The 18,639-nt window shown below is 62.8% G+C and carries 20 protein-coding genes; 14 read left to right on the plus strand and 6 right to left on the minus strand.

The window, feature by feature from the left end; translation table 11 throughout:
• Positions 1-8: 8 nt before the first annotated feature.
• Positions 9-1,313: an IS1380 family transposase gene (locus MPARV_RS0112575; protein ID WP_020378501.1), complete on the plus strand. Its 1,305-nt coding sequence runs from the start codon at positions 9-11 to the stop codon at positions 1,311-1,313.
• A 219-nt stretch (positions 1,314-1,532) separates the two neighbouring features.
• On the opposite strand, the gene MPARV_RS24800 is transcribed toward MPARV_RS0112575, so the two are convergent.
• Both MPARV_RS24800 and MPARV_RS0112580 read right to left on the minus strand, forming a co-directional pair.
• Complete coding sequence (locus MPARV_RS24800; protein WP_157789594.1) at positions 1,533-1,940, minus strand: hypothetical protein; 408 nt, start codon at positions 1,938-1,940, stop codon at positions 1,533-1,535.
• Positions 1,941-3,096: 1,156 nt separating this feature from the next.
• Positions 3,097-3,849: a macro domain-containing protein gene (locus tag MPARV_RS0112580; RefSeq protein WP_157789595.1), complete on the minus strand. Its 753-nt coding sequence runs from the start codon at positions 3,847-3,849 to the stop codon at positions 3,097-3,099.
• A 733-nt stretch (positions 3,850-4,582) separates the two neighbouring features.
• Between MPARV_RS0112580 and MPARV_RS26080 the strand changes: the two genes are divergently transcribed.
• Positions 4,583-4,915 (plus strand): VanZ family protein, encoded by a 333-nt coding sequence (locus MPARV_RS26080; RefSeq protein ID WP_420886258.1) that lies wholly within the window; start codon positions 4,583-4,585, stop codon positions 4,913-4,915.
• Here the strand turns inward: MPARV_RS26080 and MPARV_RS0112590 are convergent.
• The 3 genes from MPARV_RS0112590 to MPARV_RS0112605 all read right to left on the minus strand — a co-directional run bounded on the left by MPARV_RS0112590 (position 4,901) and on the right by MPARV_RS0112605 (position 9,298).
• Positions 4,901-6,502: a hypothetical protein gene (locus MPARV_RS0112590; protein WP_157789597.1), complete on the minus strand. Its 1,602-nt coding sequence runs from the start codon at positions 6,500-6,502 to the stop codon at positions 4,901-4,903. The genes MPARV_RS26080 and MPARV_RS0112590 overlap by 15 nt on opposite strands.
• 124 nt (positions 6,503-6,626) lie before the next feature.
• A complete protein-coding gene (locus tag MPARV_RS0112600; protein WP_081582270.1) occupies positions 6,627-7,664 on the minus strand; it encodes a sugar phosphate nucleotidyltransferase in 1,038 nt (345 codons plus the stop codon).
• Complete coding sequence (locus MPARV_RS0112605; protein WP_172636580.1) at positions 7,664-9,298, minus strand: thiamine pyrophosphate-binding protein; 1,635 nt, start codon at positions 9,296-9,298, stop codon at positions 7,664-7,666. Before MPARV_RS0112605 ends, MPARV_RS0112600 begins: the two co-directional genes overlap by 1 nt.
• A gap of 441 nt (positions 9,299-9,739) precedes the next feature.
• Between MPARV_RS0112605 and MPARV_RS0112615 the strand changes: the two genes are divergently transcribed.
• The 12 genes from MPARV_RS0112615 to MPARV_RS0112670 all read left to right on the plus strand — a co-directional run bounded on the left by MPARV_RS0112615 (position 9,740) and on the right by MPARV_RS0112670 (position 18,226).
• Entirely contained in the window at positions 9,740-10,993 is a 1,254-nt protein-coding gene (locus tag MPARV_RS0112615; RefSeq protein ID WP_020378508.1) for an ISL3 family transposase, read from the plus strand.
• Between the two features lie 309 nt (positions 10,994-11,302).
• Positions 11,303-11,830: a hypothetical protein gene (locus MPARV_RS0112620; RefSeq protein ID WP_157789598.1), complete on the plus strand. Its 528-nt coding sequence runs from the start codon at positions 11,303-11,305 to the stop codon at positions 11,828-11,830.
• On the plus strand, positions 11,827-12,327 hold the full coding sequence (locus tag MPARV_RS22785) for an alpha/beta fold hydrolase (RefSeq protein ID WP_051011979.1): 501 nt from the start codon (positions 11,827-11,829) through the stop codon (positions 12,325-12,327). The genes MPARV_RS0112620 and MPARV_RS22785 overlap by 4 nt, the downstream gene beginning before the upstream one ends.
• Positions 12,324-12,773, plus strand: a complete 450-nt coding sequence (locus MPARV_RS22790; protein ID WP_157789599.1) for an alpha/beta hydrolase — start codon at positions 12,324-12,326, stop codon at positions 12,771-12,773. Before MPARV_RS22785 ends, MPARV_RS22790 begins: the two co-directional genes overlap by 4 nt.
• Complete coding sequence (locus MPARV_RS0112630; RefSeq protein WP_020378511.1) at positions 12,770-13,396, plus strand: metal-dependent hydrolase; 627 nt, start codon at positions 12,770-12,772, stop codon at positions 13,394-13,396. The genes MPARV_RS22790 and MPARV_RS0112630 overlap by 4 nt, the downstream gene beginning before the upstream one ends.
• A gap of 22 nt (positions 13,397-13,418) precedes the next feature.
• Positions 13,419-13,895 (plus strand): TetR/AcrR family transcriptional regulator, encoded by a 477-nt coding sequence (locus tag MPARV_RS0112635; protein ID WP_031278503.1) that lies wholly within the window; start codon positions 13,419-13,421, stop codon positions 13,893-13,895.
• Positions 13,856-14,083: a hypothetical protein gene (locus MPARV_RS0112640; protein ID WP_157789600.1), complete on the plus strand. Its 228-nt coding sequence runs from the start codon at positions 13,856-13,858 to the stop codon at positions 14,081-14,083. Before MPARV_RS0112635 ends, MPARV_RS0112640 begins: the two co-directional genes overlap by 40 nt.
• Positions 14,084-14,692: 609 nt before the next feature.
• Entirely contained in the window at positions 14,693-14,953 is a 261-nt protein-coding gene (locus MPARV_RS0112645) for a hypothetical protein (protein ID WP_031278505.1), read from the plus strand.
• Positions 14,954-15,455: 502 nt separating this feature from the next.
• A complete protein-coding gene (locus MPARV_RS21320; RefSeq protein ID WP_051011980.1) occupies positions 15,456-16,595 on the plus strand; it encodes a Fic family protein in 1,140 nt (379 codons plus the stop codon).
• Positions 16,596-16,600: 5 nt separating this feature from the next.
• Positions 16,601-16,759: a DUF4160 domain-containing protein gene (locus MPARV_RS26085; protein ID WP_420886259.1), complete on the plus strand. Its 159-nt coding sequence runs from the start codon at positions 16,601-16,603 to the stop codon at positions 16,757-16,759.
• Positions 16,760-17,717: 958 nt separating this feature from the next.
• Positions 17,718-17,918 carry a hypothetical protein gene (locus MPARV_RS0112665; protein ID WP_157789601.1) on the plus strand — a complete coding sequence of 67 codons (201 nt, stop codon included), beginning with the start codon at positions 17,718-17,720 and terminating at the stop codon, positions 17,916-17,918.
• Entirely contained in the window at positions 17,915-18,226 is a 312-nt protein-coding gene (locus MPARV_RS0112670) for a hypothetical protein (protein ID WP_020378517.1), read from the plus strand. The genes MPARV_RS0112665 and MPARV_RS0112670 overlap by 4 nt, the downstream gene beginning before the upstream one ends.
• Before the next feature lie 44 nt (positions 18,227-18,270).
• Here the strand turns inward: MPARV_RS0112670 and MPARV_RS0112675 are convergent, their stop codons facing one another.
• The gene (locus MPARV_RS0112675) at positions 18,271-18,615 is read right to left on the minus strand and encodes a DUF726 domain-containing protein (protein WP_031278508.1); all 345 of its coding nucleotides are present in this window, start codon (positions 18,613-18,615) and stop codon (positions 18,271-18,273) included.
• Positions 18,616-18,639: the final 24 nt, after the last annotated feature.

Raw genomic sequence — 18,639 nt, forward strand, 5'->3', positions numbered from 1 at the left:
CACTGCCGGTGAGCAGTCTGGTCTATGGCAACGGTCCGATCAAGATCGACTTTGACGATCCGAAACTGTCTGGTGATGGCGGGCTGATGTTGGTCTCAGCCATGTTCGAACGGTTGGGTGTCGCCGAGACCGCACAGCGGTGGGTGAACGTCCAAGGGGATGGGTCGGCGAACGTCGGACCGAAGCTGGAAACGCTGGTCGCCACGATGATCGCGGGTGGTTCCCACATCGACCACGCCAACCGGCTCCGCGCTGGTGCTACCAACCAGCTGTTGGCTCATCACACGTATGCGCCGTCCACGTTGGGCACGTGGCTTCGGTGTTTCGACAAAGTGTCGGTCACCCAGCTCGATCTGCTCGCGGGTGAGTTGTTCGTCCGGGCGTGGAACGCCGGGCTGGCCCCGTGGCGTCACGGCACCGTCGTCGTCGATTTCGACTCGACGATCGCCCGGGTGTTCTCCTCCGCGAAGGAAGGCGCCGCCTACGGCTACACCAAAGAGTTGGGCTATCACCCGCTGGTCGCCACGATCGCCGACACCGGGGAGATCGTCGCGTGTGGGAACCGTGACGGCAACGCCCACACCGCTGCCGGTTCGCGTCGGATGTTGTCGATCGTTGTTGGTCGGCTTCGGCGGGCGGGGCACGTCGGACCGATCGAGATCCGGGCCGATTCGGGGTTCTGGTCCGAGAAGTTGATCGACCGGTGTGTTCACCTGAATGTCGGGTATTCGGTGACGGTGAAACGAACTTCGCGGATGTGGGACCTGATCAACACGGTTCCCGAGGACCGTTGGGAGCCAATCGTCTATCCGGCCGGTGTTGCCCAGGTCGCCCAGATCTTCGATGACAAGTGGGGGCGGATCATCTGCCGTCGGGTCCGTAACACCGCCGACGGTGCGCTCTTTGATACGTGGGAACACCACGCGTTCATCACCTCGAACGGGCTCCCAACCGTCGAGGCCGACGCCTACCATCGTGCCCACGCGATCGTGGAGTTGAACATCCGTGATCTCAAAGCCGCTGGGCTCGCCCACATCCCGTCGGCAGACCGTCACGCCAACGCCGCGTGGGTGATCTGCGCGGGGATCGCCCACAACATCGCCCGCTGGGCGACCAACTTCGACACCGACGGGTTCCCGGTCCGACAACGCACCACCCTCGCCACGATCCGGCACCTGTACATCGCGTTCGCGGTCCGGGTGTGTCGCCCACAAGGCAAACCGAGGATCTCCGGACCTCTCGACTGGCCCGCAGCCGAATGGATCCAAGCATGCAACTCCTCGATCGCGGCCATGCCCCGCTGGTCGGGATAGCTCCCACCCTGGCGGCCCCGAACCCGCCATACAACACCGACCGTCCGGACACACCCCACCCTGCCACGATCCTGGTTTCGGCGCGCCCCGAACCACAGAAACCACACCAAACCATGAATGGGCGTCAGTCAAACGTCACAATCCGCGACTGTTATCAAACACCGGTGGATCCAGGGTGAACTGTCGCACCGCCACCCAGTTACGTTTCTCTGGCTCGGCTCACCAATGAAGCTCTCTCCTCAGGACAGAGGTCGCTGGGTTCCCTGATTCGAATTTATCCAGGACTTCTTTTAGTTCGGCGGCTCCACCTCCGCCGATGCTCCAAGGGTGCTTCGCAAATCGAGACCGTTCGATATCGGCAACACTGACGTACGCAGACTCACTTCCGGGATCATCGATCTGGTCGATGATTGCTGACCAGACAAGCCCCTTTGCTGGATCAGCTGGGGTGGCTGGCTCGCCACGGATTCCTTGGACTGTCCGGATCGTGTCCGCTACCGGCCGCTGGTTGCGTCCAAATAGAATTACTGTTACCGAATTGTTATCAAAAAGTCGGGCTTTATCAGTGTCGACGACATGGGTGAGGTCCCAGTGGGGAATGAACTCCTCAATGAGCTTTCTTCCCATTTCGCGTTTCGTAAACGAGTTGGCGATAATTAAGCCTACGAAACCTGCCAGACGGCCGGTGGAGGGACTCGGAGTTACTGCGAGGTTAAAGAATAACTCCGTGAACGGTACTCCAAGCGAGAACTTCCCTCTGCATGACTTGTACCGATCCCGGTAAGCAGCTCGCGACGACGTTGCAGGTTCCACAAATCCGGCTCCCGAGCAATCATCCACTGCTCAAGCTGCTCCGCCTCCGCCCTAATGCCTGTGGTTGCCCAACAGATCTCCAATTCAGCTCGCCTCATGGCGAGCCCTCCCCACTCTTTTGCCCCCCTCGGGCAACCCTCCTCGATCTCGTGCAGCCGCTCCCCAACCCAGGCAGGATCGGCAAGCGCTCGGTCGAACGCCCTTTCCCCCAATCCAGATACGAGTCCCTTGCCAGTCAGGTACGCCCTCAGTCGACCTTGAATGCCTCTCGGTTTGGAGGCACCGTTGCGAGACCGAGGCCCCGCCGAACCGACGTAGATCACCTGTGGAGACGCCGATTGACGGAAGAGGTAGACCCCTGGCTCGCTCGGCGCTCCAGCAACCGCCTCGGCAGCGAACGTGATCCAGTCCGACCAGGCGGAATCTTCACCCATAGCGCCGGAATCGGAGGCAGAAGTCCGATAGTTCGGAGGCTGAGGTCCGGAACGGTGATGCCGAGACTGGCGCGCAAACGCCGCCTCGTGCAAGGCACTGGCACCGCCGTTGACGCGATGGTCCAGCCAGAACTCCCAAGGCGCTGGTGCGGATCGGCCCGACCCGGGCCCGCCTATGAGGATGCTCGGCGAGCGGCTGCCTCACTCCGACGCCAGAGAGGTCGGTCCGGGAGATGCCGGGTTGCTTGACCAGTTTGCTTCGGGTCGCCTCGGCTACCGCCGCGCATCTCTGGCCTGGAAGACGACGAGCCCGCCCAACTGCTGACCTCGCACATTGGACTATCGGAACAGGCCTCCAGGCCGACACAAGGAGCACGGTCGGGGTGGCCAGCAGCAGATCCCCGGATCTCGGCGTGATGGGTACGACATCGCACTCTGTGGGCAAGAATAGGTCCCAAGACATGATCACAGAGAAGTAGCGACCACCAGACACGCGGCCAATCCAGCGACTGCCGGGCGGAACAATTCGTCCACTCTCAATCAATCTCAACAAAACCCAGTGCATCTGCGAACTCTCTTACAACTTCGATTGCAGTGCTCAAATTCACGTCAGTCCCCAAGACGATCTGGAGCCGACAGGTTGGCACCTCCATCGATGCCGTCACGTAGGAGATGAGAAGAACCATAAGGAGAGGAATTGGGCCTACCTTGGTCCTGGAGAAGCCCGCCCCTATCAGCGGAACGGTGATCTCGGCGAGGTTGTTCGCTCTAACGTATTCCCAGAGAGCTGACTCGGCCTGAGCAATCTCCTTGACAAGTGCCGTTGAAGTGGTCACGGGATCGCGGCGTGCCACCCCCAGGAGCAGGGCGGTTCCGAGATCCGCGTCCAGCCTGACGATCGTCCCAATGGGTGCCTCGGCGGTGCCCGCGACCTGTAATCCGATCGCAGTCTTGAGTTCTGACCGGCTACCGGCGAACCAATTCTCGGCGAGCAAGGCCACCAGGCTGTGCTCCGACACCCAGCGACCCGATACATCAAAATTCCTATTGGCTGTCACCACAATCGGTGCGTCCGAAGCCGCGAAGATGTCTGCCGTTCGGAGCTCGAACTCGGCAGAGTAGTTCGAATGCCTCATCTTGAGATGGCTGGACGGCAGAGTTCGCAGTAGTACGATCACCGCCCCTCCGATCAAGAGCACCGCGTTGACGAGGGCCGATCCGAGGCTGTCTCGATTCGAGATCCAGAGCAGGAGTTGATAGAGCGTGGTAGTTGCGCCCAGGTATGCCAAGAAGTTGATCAATAGCCTGGTCCGAAAGCTCGGACGATGCCATACGCCGCGCAGCAATTCCCAACGTTGGACTACTCGACTTCTGAACCATTTCGGCACTGACCAGTCCTTCCCAACGAGACGCCCCTTGCGCTCAGCAGCCCAACCGTGACCGACATGACCGTGGACGAGAAACCATACCCTTGAATCGTACATAGGCCCGGACCTGGCAACCGCCTGAAACGGTCATACAGGCGGATAGTCCGCCCATGGCCGACACACCTGCGACATGATCGAGCGACAGCACTCGAGGCTTGACGCCTCTTCGTTGGTAGACTCTTCCGTCCGCCTGGACCCGAATCGTCGAAGTCCAAGACCCAAACCCAATGCAACACCCCTGGCCCTCACTAGTCGCGTCCTTCGATCGACTGAAACTCGACGCTGACTGCGGCGTTCTATGGACGGCCTTGCGGGCAGCCACATGCCGGCGCCGGTGATGAAGAGGAACTGGCTATGGATCTGAAGGATGATCGAGAACTGCAGGGGATCGAGCGGGGACCGATGTCGCGTCGGTGCGCTGGTCGTTCTGATGATTGATGAGGACGTGGACAGGAAAGGACGTCACCACAGTCGGCACTGGCTTGCCCCTCTCTGGATCGCGATCACTGCAGCGATGATGCTCGGCACCTCTGCATCGTGCTTCCTTATCGGCTTGGTCCCAGGAGCGGTTCTCGGTCCGGGCTGTATGGATGGGATGCCTCCTTCCGACCGCCTAGAAGGCCTCCTATTGCCACAAGCCGGTTCAACGGACGATCCGGTCTTTTGGGCGCAACTGGTGTTCAACGTGATCTGGTTCGTGCCGGTCGGCAGATGGGTCGCTGATCGCCTCCAACCACGGTGGGCCCCCTTCGCATCCGCACTAGCCCTCGGATCGATGATCGAATTGCTCCAGCTGTTTGCCACGTCAACGCGCTACCCATCGCTACTCGATGTCGCTCTTAACACACTCGGGGGAGCTCTTGGGGGTGGGTGGTTGCAATGGCAGGTCCGTCGAAGCCAAAAACGAGAGGAGTTAACGACTCTGTAACGCTCCTGCACGTATTCGAAGCCGTTTGAGAGTGAACACCCCGACAATCCGAAGTCTCTGCCAGTTCCCAAACTGCACGGAGAAGACATCGCGGACGACCTTCGGCATTGTGAACGCTGCCTCCGCTCCCGGGATTAGCACCACACGGGCGGCGTCGCCGCCTGCACCGATCTCCTGCATATGCACTTGGAGCAACATGTACTCCTCCGGTGGCACGCGCTCGCCATCCGACACGCGATCTCGGATCTCACGGTGCCGGTAGTTCAAGTTCCCGCTCAAGGCAGTTGCCTCGGCCATTCCCTCCTGAGCGCTCGCTGCAGCAGCGAGAGCCTCGTCCGAGCCAGTGCCGTGCATGAGCCAAGTTGACACCTCGCCGATCCGTGCCCGCAGATCGAACGGTAGGGAGTCGAGTGAGGTCGGCAGCAAGATTCGCAAGCGACGACGTACTTCCGCCTGTGGAACGATGCGCAGCTCGGTCTTTTCCATGTGGTCCAGCGTGCGAATGCAGGTGTCGAGCCAGTTGAGGCCTTCGTTCACCTCCCCAGGGTCAAGCGACTCCAAGCAGGCGGTTGCAAGCCCGTTTGATCGCCAGAGTACGAACGCTGCGACAGAGAGACGACCCTGAGCCCAAAAGCAGGCACCCGTTCGTTCGGCGCGATGCATCCGATCGGCCCGGCTCACTGCCGGGGCATTTCGGTAGATGCGTCGAGCAGTGTTGAAGGCGCCCTTTGCCCAAGCGATGCGCCCCAGATCATCGATGCTAGGCACCACCAATTCTCGGTCAATGAGGTCTTCGATGCCCTTGGTATAACCCAGTGCATCGAAGAACCGTTTCGTCACCCGGGCGCGAGCAGGATCGTCCTGTTGCATCTTCGAAGGGTCGGCACTAGAGGTTGGCGCATACGTCGACGGAGTCCAGGAGACCCCCGCTGATGCTGCTAGTCGAACCAGGACTTCGTCGGTTGCGCCGCGCTCGACATCCACGGTCGCCCCTGCCGCCTCCAACCACGAGATGTACTCGTTGAGTTCAACTGGATCCGCCCCAGGCTCGTGCACTATCCACATGACCTGCAGACCCGCGAGGTCGACACCGCGTGTGTGGAGGCTGCGGACGTAGGGGCGGACGTCGAAATAGTCCGACGCGCTGTAGCCAGCTATCCAGAGATCGGTCGCCTGGGAGAGCAGGCGATCTAGCTGCTCCGAGACCTCCTCGGGAAGACCCTGCTCGATGATGTGAAAATAGGCGCCAAGGTGCTGTAAGTCGGAGACGGACCGCAGTGCCCCGTGCAGGTGAAGAACATCATCAAGCGGTCGATCACTCGATGGGTTTATGGCGCGCTCGATACAGGTGTCGAAGTTCACCGTAATCGAAGCGCCTCCAGCCCCAATGATGGCAGCGGCCAGTTCATGGAGATCGTTCGGCGGCGCATCGATGATCGCGTGAAGGAGGTCCGCCACGGCTCCCGGCGCAGCACCGATCGCAGCACCAAGGACGACCTCGAGCCGAGGAGGGAGGGGTTTGCCTTTGGCGTCGACTAGGCCAAGGACGGCGCTCACCTTCTCAAGCTCCTCAAGCGTTCCCGGCACGCAAAGGTCCTCAAGCGCTCGCCGCGTGAGTAGACCTCCCAGTGGAAGGCTGGTGGGCGCCGGATGCGAAACGCCCGCGCCGGTCCATAGCAATACGCGCGTTGGCGTGTCTCGTGGCAAAGGGTCAGCGGACGTCATTGTGGAGTTCCTCCTGAACCTCTAGTCCAGACCGCGCTCGGAGCGCGTCAAGCTCGTTGATCCGATCCCGGTGGCATACGATGACTCGTCCCTCCGCAGCAATGACAATGAGGTCCTCAACCCCGATGAGGTCGATTCGCAGGTCAGTCGACACAGCAACGCAGCGCTCGGTACTGGCGGCAGTGACCGGCCCGCTGAACAGGTCGCCGCCTCTGGCCGCGTCGCTCAGAGTGCCCCAGGTCCCCACGTCGACCCACGTGACTGGAACTTGAATCCCGACGAGGCGATCTGCGACCGGCAGCACGACGTCCTCAAAGCGTCGTTCAGGGAGACCATCCCACTGAGCTCTGGCGCTCGTTTCGCCTTCAATGAGTGCCCGAGCGGCACTCGCGGCCGTCCCGGCGAGAGAGCCCACCGTGGCCGCAGACACAACAACGACACCCATGTTGGCAAACCAATCACCAGGCGTCAGGCCTTCGGCCCGACTTGGCTTTTCGATGTACCGGTCGACCGTCGCTGGCTCACCGATGAGATTCTCAGAGTCCGAACGCTCCATGTGAAAATGCCCAAGTTGAGGGTTGATCCGCTCGACCGGAGTGCCAACGATCCCCACAGCGCCAGGCGGTAGGTGCCGAGCGAGCTTGGCAAGGGCGTCCGCCAGAACGCTCGGCTGGTCACACAAGTGGTCGGACGGCAAGAAGACGAGGACGGCCTCGGGGTCTAATGTGGCTACGTGTGCCGCTGCGAGAGCCACCGCCCCAAGCGTGCCCTTCCGCTCGGGTTCAACGATGATGCGCTCCAAGCCAAACCCAGGGAGGACGGTCGCTATTTGGGGCGCCACGCATACATCGGCGACCACCCACGTACGATCCAACGGCGCAAAGAGTGAGCAGCGGGTGACCGCTTGTTGTAGGAGCGGCTTGTCGGAGAAGAGCGCCTGCAACTGCTTTGGATGGGCATCACTGGAAACCGGCCAAAGTCGGGTCCCCGAACCACCAGCGAGCACAACGGCGTGAACACTCATCAGGATAGCCCTCCCGGAATATTCGCTGGGGCAACATCGTCGCCCACCTCCAAGACAACCGTTGCCGGAAGGTCCAGAAGGCGGCGCTGCAGCTCATGTCGGACCCACATCGCATCGTGTCCGTCGAGGCGATAGTGGTGGACCCGCCCTGTGTCCGCGACCCGGGTAAGGACTCGCCCCAAATCCACCGGATCACCATCGACGAGATCGGAGGAAATGGGAGAGGGTTGTCCACCTGTTTTGTCCGACCGCCCGTTGGCGAACACAATCGAGAGAACGGCGAGCCCTTGCTGGTAGACTTGGTCATGACCCGAAAGCCCAGAGTGGAATAGGCCGTAATCCCCGATCAGAGCGACGGCAGGGACCCCGGTTCGGCGAGCCACACCGCTAGCCACATTGATCGCGCCTCCGAGATTTAGTGCAACGTCGATCACCTGCCATGGAGGGTATGCACCGGCAATGCATGAACCGACACAGGAAGCAACAAACAACTCCGAGTCGCGTCTCAGCTCGCGCAGGGCATCAAACACCGGTGCGTAGGGATGTTCACGGCCAGCGTCGTGCTCCTTCCAGATTGATGGCCGCGGTGGAACCGGCGACTCGCCAGTCAGAGCCCGGTCGACCTCATCCGCTCCACGAGCACCTCCGGGCGGGATGTGTTCGGTGTCTTGACCGAGGATGACTACGGGCGAGCCTTGCACGGCCAGCTCATTGCGAAGTGCTCGCTCGACGAACGGCGTGCCCTCCTCGATCACGAGTAGCTTTTCAAACTCCTGAGCAAACTGGACTGCCACGCGCGGCAACGGATGAACCACCGTGAGGGCAAGGGCCGGAATGACTGCCTGGTCAATGCACACTTGAGCAAACGATTGCCAGAGACTCCCAGCGACGATCACGCCGAGCTTAGCGATTCCCTCTCGACGTTCAGTTGGAGCCTCATCAGCCTCCTGTTGGATGAGGGAGAGCCTTCTGCCCGCATAGTCCGCCCACCGGCTGTCCTTACTCTGCTGATGATCAACGACCCGATCACGCGTTCGGGTTGGCAACTCCGCTGGGGTGTTTCGGAGCCGGTGTTCAGGCGGCGGCAACCCGCGAACGGCCTGAAGCTGGCTCGTGAAACGCAGCAGCGTGGGCCCCTGCACCTTTTGCGACATACGGATAGCGCTACAGACGGTAGCGCGCATTGTGGCTGAGCCGATCGGCTCTATCACCGGAAGGTTGAACTGATGTCCGAGGGACCGAGCATCTGTGGGCACCGTCGAGGCGGTCGCGGTGGTGTCGTCGCCGACGATGAAGAGGAGCGGGCCACCAGATCGGTGCGCCGCCGCGTTCTGCAGCGGCTCTGCGGCAAAGAGCGCGCCATTCCCCTTGATTAGGACAGCGGCTCCGTCTCCGAAAAGACTGTACCCGAAGGCCTGCTCTGCTGCCGACTTCTCATCGTGGGCGTCCACTACCCGTGCACCAAGAAGACTCAGATCTGAAATCAATCTGCTGGCGGGGCTACCCGGCACGACGAAGAAGGTATCGATACCAGCATGGACAAGCTCCCAGGCGAGCTGTCCAGTCGCCGAGGTCTTGGAGGAACCCGCTGCCCGCTCAATCTGCCCTACCGAATACTGAGCCTCAGAACTCACATTTCTTCCCTTCGGCCCAAATGCGGATCGGACTGACTCACAACTCCACCACATGGCCAGCCACGTCTTCTAAGCGGTGAATACTACCGCAGATGAACTTTATCCAGGCATTCGCTAAGTCCGCCGAAGACTGCACCTGATCCCATACGTCCATGCACGGTAGGCCTCGTTCAATGTGCTCATCGGACCAATACCAGAGCGAGGTGGAATCGAGGGCCAAAAGCGCTCTGGCGCCCTCTAACCTATCCGTGGAGGCCGTCCGGATTTTGGGCGCTCCTGACGTTCGTGTGGGCCTGATTTCGGGTTGAGAACGGCGGATTCGTTGTTGGGAGCGGCCGGTAGGGCGGTGAGTTTTGGGGTTCAACGGTCGGGTGTGACGCGCACAGGTGGGCCGGTCAAGATTCGGGGTGTCTACGCCTGAACCTCGAACGGAGATCACCCGTGCGCGTCACCACAGCATTCAACCGTTTTCTTGGCCTGTCTGCCACCTGGGTACAGGCCGTTGCTTTCGAACCCGACCAGATCATCGTCACCGTCCGCCTGGCCCGCCGGCGGCTCCGATGCCCTGACTGCACGTTCTCAACCCGGGCGGTCTATGACCACCGTCCCAAACCGTCGACATGGCGGCACCTCGACGTCTGCGGCCGACCCCTCACCATTGCGTGTTCGCTTCGACGCCTGGCGTGCCCCAATCACGGGGTCCGGATCGAGCAGGTGCCTTTCGCCCGCCCCGGCGCCAGGGTCACCAGCGACTTCGAGAACCTGGTGGTGTGGTGCGTCACCAGCATGGACCGCACCGCCGCCACCGTGTTGTGTCGGGTGGCGTGGCGGACCGTGAACAAGATCATCGAACGGGTCGTCCCCGCCACACCGGACCTCTCCCGCATCAAAGACCTCGTCCACATCGGTGTCGATGAGATCTCCTGGAAACGCGGCCACAAATACCTCACCCTGGTTGTCGATCACGACACCGGTGATGTCATCTGGGGCGCCAAAGACCGCACAGCGGTCACCCTGAAGGCGTTCTTTGAGCAGCTCGGCCCCGACAAAACCGCCGAGTTGGAGGCGATCTCGATGGACTTCGGTGCCCCATACGCGAAAGCCGCCCGCGAGTGCGCCCCCAACGCGGCGATCTGCCTCGACCCCTTCCACGCCGTGGCCATGGCCACCAAAGCCCTCGACGAAACCCGCCGCGATCTCGTCGCAGAGATGAAGCGAGTCGATCCCGAAAAGGCCAAGACGTTCAAGCGAACCCGCTACGTCCTCCTCCACAACCCCGAGAACCTCACCGACAACCAGGCCACCCAGCTCACCGACATCAAACGCTACGGGCGGGGCATCTGGCGTGCCTACCAGCTCAAAGAAGCACTCAGGAGTATCTACGCCGACCACTCGCTCAGCTTTGATGACTCAAGGTGGCTTCTCGACCGTTGGATCTCAAGGGCTCAACGGTCCCAGCTGTCGCAGTTCATCAAGCTGGCCAAAACCCTCCGCACACGATTCGACGAGGTCACCAACGCCTGGTTCTACGGGATCACCAACGCCCGCAACGAAGGCACCCACTCCGCGATCCGCACGATCTTCGCTCGGGCCCACGGCTTCCACACCGCCGAAGCTGCCCTTTCAATCATCAACCTGTGCTGCGGGCCCACACCAATCCCCGGCCCCCACCCGACCCAAGTTCAGGCCGCTTGAACACCCACACAAACGTCAGGAGAACCGGATTTCGCGAAGGCGCGAGCGGTAGCGTGATCCGAGAGGAGCCCACCAATGGTTCAGGAATTCACTACAGCAAAGAGTTCAAACTTGAGGCGGTTCGCCGTGCCATTGACGGCCTTTCCGGTTGTAAAAGATGTCGCAGATCGTCTCGGACAACTTCCGGCGGCGATCCTCCCGAACAGCTGGCGGAAGGTCGGCACGCTCGACGCGTTCTGAGACCTGTTGGTCGAACTCGGCGGCAGCAACGTGCGTTGGCGAACCACCGTGGCCAATCACCGACCTGAGATGCTCGAACGCATCGCCGGTTCTCCGAGCGTGCAGATCGGGTTCTCCGACGCCGGGGCTCACTTGAGGAACATGGCGTTCTACAACTCTGGGTTGCATCTCCTTCGACGGGTCCACGACGCCGAACGCGACGGCCACCCGTTCATGAGCGTCGAGCGGGCAGTGCACCGGCTCACCGGTGAGCTGAGCGACTGGTTTGGTCTCGACGCCGGGCACTTGCGCCTCGGCGACCGAGCCGATGTGGTGATCGTCGACCCCGAACATCTCGACGACACGATCGGCGACTACCACGAAGCCCCAATGCCGCACTTCGGAGGGCTGTCTCGGATGGTTCGACGCAACGAGGACACTGTCCGGGCGACCCTCGTGGGAGGCGAGGTCGTCTTCGAAGACGGAGCGTTCGACCCAGGCTTCGAGCGAAGCCGCCGCACCGGCACCTTCCTTCGGGCGGGCCAAACACACCGGGGCTCCCCGTCGTCGTTGGACGTGTCGCCACCCAGTCGGGCACTGAGCGAGGCGGCACGGTGAAGCGTTCAACAGTGGTTTCAGGTACCGCCGCGCTTGCGGTCACCGAACGGGGAACACCAACGACAGACAACGAAACGATCGTGATGGTGCACGGCTGGCCCGACCGCAGCGATCTGTGGGGTCCGGTCGCCGAGCGTCTGGCGGACGGGTCCCGCGTGCCCGGCCACCACGTGGTCACCTTCGACACCCGCGGTGTTGGCCACTCCCTGCCCGCGACCGTGCACCAGCCCTTCACCCTCGACAAATTGGCCTCCGACATCGACACGGTGATCGGCGCCACCAGCCCCAACCGGCGCGTCCATCTGGTGGGCCACGACTGGGGTGGCGTCATCGGCTGGGAGTACGTCTCAACCGATCGCTGCACCACGAAGCTGAAGTCGTTCACCACCGTGTCCGGCCCAAACCTCGACCACACCGGCGAAGCGATGCGATCCAGCCCTCAGGCCGCCGTGCGCCAAGGGGCCAAGGGGCCAAGTCGCTCTACACCCTGGTGTTGAGCATTCCGATCGTGCGAACCGTGCTGTGGCGGCTCTGGCTGGCGCCGTTGTTTCGCCACTGGCTGAAGCTGACCGAAGGGATCGATCCGAGGGGCGACTATCTCGGACCCGGGTTGGCCGCCGACGCGATCGCGGCGGTTCCGCTCTATCGAAGCAACATTCCCCGCAAGGTGGCCGCACCCGACCCCCGCCGGACGCGGGTGCCGGTCCATCAAATCGTCGCCACCAAGGACTTCTATGTCAGCCCCAGCGTGCTGGCGTGCTCCGAGCAGTACGTGGACGAGTTCACCCGTTCGGAGGTTGCTGCGGGCCGCTGGTCGCCGCGGACCCACCCCGAACGCGTCGCCGACTTGATCGCCGAAGGCATCGCAGCGCACCCCAACAACTCGGCTCGCCAGCCCACGCCGACCGTCACCGACCGAATCCCGGAGGAATCAACCACATGATCGCAACGATCACCCGCTCCACCGCCCCGGTGGCCCTCGACCCCGCAGGTGAGCAGGTGCCGTTCCGCCCTCGGCGGGTGCGGTTTGACCACGACGCCACCGCCGACCACTGGGTGCCCGGCTACCCGAACACCACCCACGTCATCAACGTGTTGCACCTGCTGCTGCCGGCCGGCGAACGATGGTTTGGCCAGGTGTACCGCAAGGCGCTGCCGTTGATCGACGACCCCGATCTGGACCGCGACGTCAAAGCGTTCATCGGCCAGGAAGCCACCCATGCCCGCAAACATCGCAGCGTGGCGTTTGACGCCTACGAAGCGATGGGCGGCGGCTACATCCGCCGCTGTCTCGTCATGTTGGCGACCTGCATCGGCTTGTTCTCGCTGCTCATCGCTGGAACCGACCATCTGCTCCGCCACGACAGCAGCGTTCCTCGTCGCCAACGGCGGGCCAGCATCATTCGGTTTCACCTGGCGGGGCGAGCCGGACTGCTGCCCACCACGTCACTGCTGTTGAAAGCAGTCCCCCGTTATCTCGACCCCGGCTACCACCCGTCGGGTGAGGCCCGGACCGAGGTTGCGACCGCGTACCTGGTCACGGCGCCCGGAGTTGATCATCGGTGAGGGTCGCTGCCAACCTCGGGTGATGGCCAAACGCCGGGGGCGACCCCCTCGCTCCGACGCCGAGCGGGCGGCCCAACGCACCCGCCTGACCGAAGCTGCCATGGACGCTGTCCGAGCAGGGGGCGGTGACGTTTCGGTTGCCGACATCGCCGACTCCGCTGGGGTGAGCAAGCCGGTGCTCTACGCCGAGTTCGGCGACAAGAACGGCATTGCCGACGCCATCAGCGTGGTGCTCGCCGACATCGTCGAGCAACGCATCCCGCAGGCGACCGGGTCGCCCGCCGATCCGCCGGTCCAGGAGATCGTCACCGCCTACATCGACGGTCTGGTCGACACCGTCGTCGCCGAACCGGAGCTGCGGTCGTTCATCATGCGATCGATCCGCAGCGAAGACCGCGGCCTGGTCGACAACGCACTCGCCGCGTCGTGCGCCTGCGGGCGGAGGTGTTGGTGCGCAACGTGGGGATCGAAGTCCCCACCGACGTCCTCACCATCATGATCGACGGACTGTTTGGGTTTGCGCTCTCCGCCATCGAGTCGTGGCAATCGGTCGGTTCCCCCAGCCAGGACGAGTTCTCCGCCGGGTTGGCCGACGTGGCCGTCGCTTCGATCGCCGCCATTAGCTCGCGCTACTCGGCCACCCCAACGACACGCGAAACCGCTGAGGCCCCCGCCCCCACCGGTTGATCGCAGCACCTCCCCGCCCAGGGACTGATCCTCCAATTCCGCAAGCGAGACCCCTCCAGTTCCGCAACATCGGGGGAAGGTGCGACCCCCGAAACCTGTCGGGCGTCGCACCTCGGCGTTGGAGCGAGGGCAGCCGGAATTCGTCACCGACCGCCCTCGCTGAGCGGCTCGTTGTCACACCTCTCGGGCACCCTGGCCCAACCATCAGAACGCGATCAGAGGAGCCACCATGACATCCGGGCACTCAGGCAAGGTCTGGACCGCAGACGAACTCGTTGCAATGACGCCCAGCGATCGGCACGACGTTGGTGATCGACGGAAACGTCACCCTCGCGCACCCACCTGCTGCTATCACCCGCACAGCGCCGCGGCGCACGTGACAGCAACCTTCGACATGCACGGGGCGGGGACGGCATCAACCCGTTCTGTCGCATGCGGGTCAGCAATCCCGTATGGGGCAGGGCGGACGGCGCCGCGGCGCCGTCCGGGGGGAGCGCGACCCGGGGACCACGCCCCGGAGACCGCGACCCATATTCAAGGTCTCCACCCATCAATACGTTGGAAACGACGCTTGGCGAGGCGTTGACGAGAGAGGCGCGGGAGCACATCATGGCATTAACCAACAAGAGCCGCACGGCTATCTACAATGGCCTCACCGACATCATCGAAGAGGAAGCCCTCGAAGAGATGCTGACCAACTTCCCCGCCCGAGAAATTGACGAACCCGTAACCCGCGACTACCTGGCAGCTCAGATTGCGCAGCTGGAAGGCCGCATTCAGGATCGATTCGCAACCCAGACTCGCTGGATGGTCGGGATGATCGTGGCCATCCCACCCGTGACCGTGGCGCTGCAGGCCTATTTCACCTGAGCTACTTCCCAGCACGAGATCTGGACGAGCCGGCGACCAAGGATCGATGTGCTGCTCGGCGAGGTAGGTGCGGGCAGCGCCTTCCGCGCGTGATGTCCAAACGCTGGGGACCCCCTCGCTCCGAAACCGAGCGAGCGGCCCAAGGCACCCGTCTGACCGAAGCCACCATGGACGCTGCCCAAGCAGGGGCATGGTGACATTCTGGTTGCAGCATCGCTGCCCGGTTCACAGGGAGATTACCGACGCTTCCACGAGAAAGTGTCGGTAAGGTGCCATGGCGACACATCCGGGCTCACCAACAGGCTGGCCTGCGACCACACTCGAGTCGGTTCGGTAGGTCGGCGACGTCGACGCCATTCCCCGGCGACACAGGCGCGCCTACTCCGGCGACTACCAGGCCAACGTCGTCCCTCCCATCGCATCAGCCAACGCTCATCTCTCCGCCGGAACCAGGGCTGCGCTCGATGAGGCCACCGCCCACATCGCCCGCTTTGACGCCGACATGTCGAACGAGATCGCCCCATTGGCATCCATCTTGCTTCGCTCGGAGTCCGCATCGTCGAGCCGCATCGAACATCTCACCGCATCCGCTCAAGCCATCGCCGCTGCCGAACTGGGCGACACATCCCAACGCAACGCTGCGGAGATTATCGCCAACAGCACCATGATGACTGCCGCCATCAGGCTGGCAGATCGCCTCGACGCTGAGTCCATCATCGAGATGCACCGGCAGTTGATGGAGCCAATGCGCCCGGACATCGTCGGCCACTGGCGTACCCAACCGGTCTGGATTGGGGGCAGTCGCCACGGCCCACACACCGCGGACTTTGTTCCGCCAAAGCACGAGCGGGTGCCGGCGGCGATCGACGACTTGATCGCCCATCTTGCCCGAGACGACGTCTCGGTCCTCGAACAAGCAGCGATCGCACACGCCCAGTTCGAGACGATCCACCCGTTTCCAGATGGCAACGGCCGTACTGGCCGGGCGATCGTCCACAGCATCCTTCGGGCGAAGGGACTCACCCGAAACGTCACGGTGCCCGTCTCTGCCGGGCTGCTGCAAGACGTCGACCAGTACTTCGCTGCGCTCACCCGCTACCGAGCAGGAGACCCCTCGCCGGTCGTCGAGTGCTTCGCCGATGCTTCATTTGCTGCGGCGCACCATGGTCGAGCAATTGCCGCCGACCTGTCCGAGGTCCGGGCCCGATGGCAGGACGCACTCAAGGTTCGCTCCCATGCTGCAGCTCACCGCGCGTTGGACGTGGTGAGTAAGCAGCCCGTCGTCGACGTTGCCTACATCAGCCAAGCGTTGGGCATCAGCGATCGCCGGGCGGGCGATGCCATCGACGCCCTGGTATCAATCGACGCTCTGCGCCAGATCGGCTCTGGCCAACGAAACCGTCGCTGGCAGGCACCCGAAATCCTCGCGCCCTCGACCAGTTCGCCGAACGAGTCGCCCGCCGATAGCCACCGCTTGTCGAGCGCCTCAGCGCTCACTCGACGCAGGGCCAGCCAGGACCGCTGCCTCCGCCTCGCCCCCAGAGGTTTCCGTTGCTGTACCGCCCGCTGTCCCAATGATTGTCACAGCACGCCAATACCGTCAACCACATGCCCCGCCTCAGCGAGTTCTACGGGATCGTGATCCTCATGTACTTGCGAGACCGCAGTCCTCCCCACTTCCACGCACAGTATGGCGAGTACGAGGCGCTCGTAGGGATCCACGATGGTTTGGTCATCCGTGGCTCCTTGCCACGTATTGCCGACAACTTGGTGCAGCAACAGCCATCCCAAGGGCAACGGAAGTAGTGGCCTTCGGCCAGTTGTCTGGCGGTGGCGGCAGTGTCGCGGACGATCATCACGATGAGGCACTCCAGCAGTGTGATTGCCCCCAGGCCGGGTGGGCAGGGCGAGTTGGTGTTGCAAACTCAACCTCCCGAACCGCGTTTGACCAAAACGCGTCGAACGTGGCGTCCCCAACGTTGGCGCGGGTTGCGCGTCAGGGCATCGTCGGGGTGCCCACCGTCAGTGTCACCAAGGCCCTCGCTCATGCCCAACGAACGTGGCGCCTAACAGGCCGCTCGCCAGTCTCCTGCAGCTCGATCATCTCGGAGGTGCGACGGGGCGCCGGGGCGCCCTGTGGCCCAATTCGACCTGGACGTGTTGTGGGCGGCGATCATCGAGTGCGGCGTCGCTATCAACGAGGAGACCACGTGAGTACCGACGAACGAACGTCATGGCCGACTATCCATCGATGCAGCCACTCATGGGGTCGATGATCGCCCGACCAAAAAGGATGCCGCCTCGCGCCGTGGCCTGCGCGCACCCAACCGCCGCCGCTATGGCCCCGTCACATCGCTCCGAGCTGGTGGACCGCATGGCGACCTGCGAACCACCGCTTCGCCTGACGGTATCGTCGGTACCTCCCGAGCTAGCCGATCTCGTCCGCGATGACATCCACCCGCCAACCATGACCTTGGGGGCGACCCGGCAACTCGTTCCCTTGCCCGTGTAGATCTCGATACCAGCCCTGGTCTCGCAGGCCTGCGTGGAGACCTGTCAGGGGACCAGTGAGACTCTGGGCATGGTCGTCAACATCAGGTGGACTGCCCGGATGTCCGGCGGCCGTTGGAGGCGAGTCACACATTCGGCGGTGGCGGGGCAGGCAGATGCCTGACCCGCCATGAACAGCCGCCTGCCCGCCTCATTGTCACACGCCCTGGTCACAGTGCTCGACGAAGCATCGAAACGCGACCAAGGAGCTACCATGACATTTGTGCACTCAGGCAAGGTCTGGACCGCAGACGAACTCTTTGCGATGACGCCCAACGAGCGGTATGCCGTCGTTCAGGAGAGCATCGTCACCGACATCGACAAGGTTCCAGCAGATCTGCTGGAACAAGCCCGGTCCGACATTCGAAGCCACATCGCCGACGTCGGATCGGCAGCACCTCCAACTGCCCCATGAGTAGACGTCGACCGGTCAAGGTCGACGACCGCTTCTTCGAACTTCTCGACCAACAACTTGGATCTGAACGCGGAGCCCACGGAGAGCCCACCGCCACCGACTTCTTGCTCGCCGACCTCCCTGCAATCGCGGATCGCTTCTCAACGGACTTTGACGAGCTCATCCAACCGATCCCGGGCCGTCCCGACTACCGCGCGTCTCTCAGTGTCGGAGTGCTTGCACCAAGGATTCTGGTGACTGGGGTGCTCGACTCGGATGGCACCGTCACGCTGTTGAGCGTGCGTATGGACTTCGATGCTGAATGGTGAACTGCCGGTCTGACCCATCTGGAGAGCAACGTCGCCAAGCCGCATCACTCCATGGCGATGTTCGCGAAGTAGTCAGAATGGCGCCTGACCTGGTCTGAGACGTCGACGTTCTTGAGCTTGGGAGGAGTCGGCGTGAAGCCGGTGAGGCCAGCCGCCTTTTGGCCTGCCATAGCGACGCTGTACAGGCGTTTCAGGACGTTGTCGTTGGTCGAGTGGTAGTTGTAGACCGCATCGTTGACCCGCTCGGTCAACGGACTCCAGTCACTCTTGGCGCCGATTGCCGCCCCGACGAGGTGGGCGGCCTCAACCCGGGGGCCGTCCTTCTTGGTCCCCAAGGCCTGAGCGGCAACCACCATGACCCTGGCGCCCAGGCTATGGCCCACCAGCACGTAGGAATCTGCATCAGTTGTTGA

The organism is Candidatus Microthrix parvicella Bio17-1, assembly GCF_000299415.1.
GTDB classification, from domain to species: domain Bacteria; phylum Actinomycetota; class Acidimicrobiia; order Acidimicrobiales; family Microtrichaceae; genus Microthrix; species Microthrix parvicella.

What these genes read in the sequence shown, in the direction of transcription:
- MPARV_RS26080 (WP_420886258.1), top strand. Translation starts at nt 4,583, where the DNA reads ATGCCTCCTTCCGACCGCCTAGAAGGCCTCCTATTGCCACAAGCCGGT.
- MPARV_RS0112645 (WP_031278505.1), top strand. Translation starts at nt 14,693, where the DNA reads ATGGCATTAACCAACAAGAGCCGCACGGCTATCTACAATGGCCTCACC.
- MPARV_RS21320 (WP_051011980.1), top strand. Translation starts at nt 15,456, where the DNA reads ATGTCGAACGAGATCGCCCCATTGGCATCCATCTTGCTTCGCTCGGAG.
- MPARV_RS0112670 (WP_020378517.1), top strand. Translation starts at nt 17,915, where the DNA reads ATGAGTAGACGTCGACCGGTCAAGGTCGACGACCGCTTCTTCGAACTT.
- MPARV_RS24800 (WP_157789594.1), bottom strand. Translation starts at nt 1,940, where the DNA reads ATGGGAAGAAAGCTCATTGAGGAGTTCATTCCCCACTGGGACCTCACC.
- MPARV_RS0112665 (WP_157789601.1), top strand. Translation starts at nt 17,718, where the DNA reads ATGACATTTGTGCACTCAGGCAAGGTCTGGACCGCAGACGAACTCTTT.
- MPARV_RS0112635 (WP_031278503.1), top strand. Translation starts at nt 13,419, where the DNA reads ATGGCCAAACGCCGGGGGCGACCCCCTCGCTCCGACGCCGAGCGGGCG.
- MPARV_RS0112620 (WP_157789598.1), top strand. Translation starts at nt 11,303, where the DNA reads ATGCTCGAACGCATCGCCGGTTCTCCGAGCGTGCAGATCGGGTTCTCC.
- MPARV_RS0112600 (WP_081582270.1), bottom strand. Translation starts at nt 7,664, where the DNA reads ATGAGTGTTCACGCCGTTGTGCTCGCTGGTGGTTCGGGGACCCGACTT.
- MPARV_RS26085 (WP_420886259.1), top strand. Translation starts at nt 16,601, where the DNA reads ATGTACTTGCGAGACCGCAGTCCTCCCCACTTCCACGCACAGTATGGC.
- MPARV_RS0112630 (WP_020378511.1), top strand. Translation starts at nt 12,770, where the DNA reads ATGATCGCAACGATCACCCGCTCCACCGCCCCGGTGGCCCTCGACCCC.